The 4,738-nt window shown below is 48.0% G+C and carries 3 protein-coding genes; 2 read left to right on the forward strand and 1 reads right to left on the reverse strand.

What is annotated here, in order from left to right:
* The first annotated feature begins 75 nt into the window (after positions 1-75).
* Positions 76-2,010, forward strand: coding sequence for a heavy metal translocating P-type ATPase (locus Q3886_RS08375; RefSeq protein ID WP_301860909.1), 1,935 nt, complete (start codon positions 76-78; stop codon positions 2,008-2,010).
* A gap of 131 nt (positions 2,011-2,141) precedes the next feature.
* A complete protein-coding gene (locus Q3886_RS08380; protein ID WP_301860911.1) occupies positions 2,142-3,083 on the forward strand; it encodes an ornithine carbamoyltransferase in 942 nt (313 codons plus the stop codon).
* Positions 3,084-3,158: 75 nt separating this feature from the next.
* Here the strand turns inward: Q3886_RS08380 and Q3886_RS08385 are convergent, their stop codons facing one another.
* Positions 3,159-4,712: a nitrite/sulfite reductase gene (locus tag Q3886_RS08385; protein WP_301860913.1), complete on the reverse strand. Its 1,554-nt coding sequence runs from the start codon at positions 4,710-4,712 to the stop codon at positions 3,159-3,161.
* Between the last annotated feature and the right edge of the window lie 26 nt (positions 4,713-4,738).

A 4,738-nucleotide genomic window follows, 5' to 3' on the forward strand; every position in this document is an offset into this window, starting at 1 on the left:
GTTCACAGTGATACAGACGGACTCTTTTTTATCGTAATATATGAGCAAGTACTCTTAGATGAAAGGATGAGACATATGACGACGAAGCAGAGGAAGATGATAGGACGTGTCGCTGTAGCGACATTGCTGCTTATTCTTTTACAGTGGATTCCGCTGGCAGGATGGCTGCGCCTTCTGGCGTATATGGTGCCCTATGCGGTAGTCAGCTACGATATTCTCCATAAGGCCTGGAAAGGGATACGAAACGGTCAGGTATTTGATGAAAATTTTCTCATGTCCGTTGCGACCATTGGAGCTATTGCCCTGGGTATTTACGGTAACGGCGATTATACAGAAGCCATTGCAGTTATGCTGTTTTATCAGATTGGTGAATTATTTCAGGGGTATGCTGTCGGTAAAAGCCGCCGTAATATCAGCGAATTAATGGATATTCGCCCGGACTATGCGAATATAGAAAAGAAAGGGAAACTGGAACAAGTAGATCCCGATGAAATTGCCGTTGGCACGGTTATTGTAGTTCAGCCGGGAGAGAAAGTACCTATTGACGGCGTCGTCGTAGAAGGGCAGTCCAGTCTGAATACGAGTGCCCTGACCGGTGAAAGCGTACCTCGTGATGTCGCTGCAGGCGAAGAAATCATCAGTGGCTGTATTAACATGACTGGCGTCTTAAAAATCAAGACGACGAAAGAGTTTGATGAATCGACAGTGTCTAAAGTACTGGATTTAGTGGAAAATGCCAGTTCCCGCAAATCCAGGTCGGAAGCCTTTATTTCTAAATTTGCCCGTGTATATACGCCCTTTGTCTGCTACAGTGCGCTGGCACTGGCTGTTTTGCCGCCCCTGGTGCGGATGACGATACTGGGAATTGCCCCTATGTGGGAAGACTGGATATACCGGGCCCTGACTTTTCTGGTTATTAGCTGTCCCTGTGCACTGGTTATCAGCATTCCCCTCAGCTTTTTTGCCGGTATTGGCGGTGCCAGCAAGGCCGGCGTGCTGATCAAGGGGTCAAACTATCTGGAAACGTTGTCCAAAGCTGATTATATCGTATTCGATAAAACAGGGACTCTGACCGAAGGGGTATTTGATGTCAATGCCGTTCATCACAATCAGATGAGTCGGGACAAACTAATCGAATATGCTGCTCTGGCAGAAAGTGCGTCTTCCCATCCTATCAGTAAGAGCCTGCAGAAAGATTACGGTCAGGAAATTGACCGGAGCCGTGTCAGCAACGTCAGGGAAATCAGCGGCAACGGCGTTATTGCCGACGTTGACGGACATCAGGTTGCTGCCGGCAATACGAAACTGATGAAGATGCTTCATGTTTCCTATATTGATTGTCACCAGGCAGGGACGATTGTCCATGTCGCTATTGACGGTGCTTATGCCGGTCATATTGTCATTGCTGACCGCATTAAGTCTACGGCCCACCAGGCCATTGCCGCCCTGAAGCGCTGCGGGATTAAAAAGACGATCATGCTTACTGGCGACCGGCAGGCAGCAGCAGATGTTGTTGCTCATACCCTGGGTATTGATGAAGTACACAGCGATTTGCTGCCGGCTGACAAGGTACAGAACGTAGAAGCTATTATTGCCAATAAAGAACACAAAGGAAAAACCGTTTTCGTTGGCGACGGCATCAACGATGCGCCTGTCCTGTCCCGTGCAGATATTGGTATTGCCATGGGGGCCATGGGTTCCGATGCGGCCATAGAAGCAGCCGATATCGTTTTGATGGATGATGATCCGCTGAAAATTGCGACTGCCATCGGTATTGCCCGCAAATGCATGACCATTGTTTATGAAAACATCTGGTTTGCCATTGGCATCAAAGTAGTTTGCCTGATTCTGGGCGCCCTGGGGATTGCCAACATGTGGCTGGCTATTTTTGCCGATGTAGGCGTCATGATCCTGGCTATCCTTAATGCTATTCGGACGCTGTTTGTGCGTGATTATGCGGCCGATACCAATCGTCTCAGTTCCCTGAGCAAGGTCAGTAATGCGGCATAATTGAAGAAACTATCTTCGTATTCATGCATTAAGTTGTATAAACAATGCATAAAAACTTGAAAAAACGACATGCCTGTGCTATCATAAATACAGTTGTTACTTGGTAGTTATGATTTGGAGGATGTATACAAATGAGACACGTCAATAGTTTTGCTGATTTTTCGGCAGACGAACTGAAGGGAATATTGTTGTTAGCTGAGAAGATCAAACAGAATCAGTCAGACTTTGCGCATATTCTGGACGGCAAGAAATTATATACGTTATTTGAAAAAACGTCAAACCGCACTTATCTGTCCTTTGCCATTGGCATGGAAGAACTGGGCGGCCGTCATTACAATCAGAAATGGGCTGACAGCAACTTCACCATTGGCGATTTGTCAAGCGAAGTAAAATATGTATGCCGTAATGTAGACTGCATTATGGGACGGTTTAAAAAAGCGGAAACGACCCTGGGCTTTATGAATGCCGCAACGGTTCCGGTTATTAACGGCTGTGACAATACCTTTCATCCGACACAGGCCCTGGCCGATATGCTGACATTGTATGAAAAGACAGGACGCTTCAATGTGAAGGTATTATATATTGGTGCCAAGAATAATACGTACAATTCACTGTGTGAAATCGTGACGAAACTGGGCGGCCACATGTATGGCCTTACGCCGTTCAGCCAGGTTATGGCTGTAGGGGAAGGCTTTTACGATGACCTGCGCAAGACTGGCTGTTATGAAGAACTGCCGACAGATATTTCCAAGGATGAACTGAAGAAAATCGTAGCGTCTGCAGACTGCGTCTATACAGATACGTGGGTAGATATGGAATTCTTTACCAATCCGGCATATAAGGACAAGAAAGAATCCATTATCAACATGATGATGCCCTATCAGATTGACTCCGATCTCCTGGAAGGAACGGATACGCTCGTATTTCATGATATGCCGATCCATCCGGGTTTTGAAATTACGAAAGATGCGATGGAAGCGCATTTGGAAACGATTCTGGATGAAGCGGAAAACCGTCGTCATGCTGAAAAGGGCTTATTGGTATACTTGCTGACAGGTAAATTAGACTGGTAAGTACAGGCAGGAAACATTACATATAAAAAAGGGGCTGGCCCGCAGGGCAGCTCCTTTTTTTATGTACATTCGGTTTTATTCGTGTTTTTTAACGAGATTGGCAAAATCTTCTGCGTGGGATGCATACCATTTCGCAAAAGGCTGGCCGCTGGCTTCCAGCGTATGAGACAGATCGGTGAGAAATGCGGGAATTTCATCTTCCGTCAAGGTGCCGACCTGCGTACCTAACTGTTCCGTAGCCGGTACATAAGAACCGCCGACAAATACGGCAAAAGCCGGCTTCATTTCTCCCTTTACTTTTTTGGCAGCGCCGCGGAAGCCAATAGCGCCAATTTGGTGCGTGCCGCATGAGGATGGGCAGCCGGAAATATGCATCTGCGGCAGCAAATCTGTCGAAATGCCTTTATCACGCAAGGCTGCCACCGTGCGCAGCCACATGCCGTGCGAATCGCGCAGACCTTGCTGACAGATGGAAGCGCCAATGCAGCATACGGTCTTTTCAAATACATTGGCTGCCGAGTCAGGTGCCGTGATTTCAGCAAACCGCTGTGCTTCTTCGGCTGTCAGGTTGATGGCATAGAGCGTTTCGTCTGCATTGAGACGGGCTTCAGCGCCGTCAACGCCGGCAAGATACTGCAGGGCCTTCACAAAGACTTCTGCATTTGGCGTACCGCCTAAGGGATGATATTCTACATAGTACAGATCTTTCTGTTTCTGCGGATGAATGCGGTCATTGGCCGGTGCGGCTCCAGGAGTACCCTGTTTCGTTATTTCCTGGTTTTCCGGCACAATATCCAGCGATTTCTTCTGGGCTTTTGCCAGATATTCCTGGAAGAGGCGGGCAAATTTTTCGTCTCCCATTTCGGCAGGCATGAAGCGGGAACGAGCCTTGGCGCGGTTTTTATAGTTGCCGTAGTCCATGAAGAGCTGTGCAAAGGCATCGATGTAATACAGAATCTTCGTCGGGTCTACGTCTTCGCCGACTTTTACGCCAAAGCGCGGATTGCCGGCACCTAATCCGCCGGCAGCATAGACATCGAAGCGGCCGTTTTCTTTTGCCAGGAAGCCGAGATCCTTGAAGGTTGCATGGCCTTCATTGTCTGTGCCGTTGGAAATGCCGATTTTATACTTACGCGGCAAGTGCAGCTTGGGGATCAGAGAGATGGCATATGAAGCAGCTGCATCGACATAGGGAGAAATATCGAAGAACTCTTTCGGATCTACGCCGCGAAGAGGGCTGGCTGTTACATTGCGGGGATTGTCGCCGCCGCCGCCCATGCAGTAAATACCCTGGGCAAAGGCTTCTTTGTATAACGTAAGAATATCTTCACAAGCCAGCTTGTGCAGCTGAATGGCTTCGCCAGTAGTGAAGTGAATCAGTTTGACGCCGTATGTTTCAATGGCATGGATTAAGAAATCCATGTCTTTTCTGGCAATGGTGCCGCCGGAAAAGCGGAGGCGAATCATGCCTTTTTCGCCGCCCCGTTCGGCGTAACTGCCAAATTTGCCGGAAATACCTTTGTATTTGGATGCCGGCAGTTCCTGTCTGAAAAAGGCCCGGCAAGCCTGTCCAAACTGGGGATACGCATTTGCCAGGGTTTGTTTCGTTTCATCTGTAATATGAATCATTCTATACCCCTCTTTCTATATTAGCC

The organism is uncultured Megasphaera sp. (assembly GCF_958350005.1).
GTDB lineage: Bacteria > Bacillota > Negativicutes > Veillonellales > Megasphaeraceae > Megasphaera.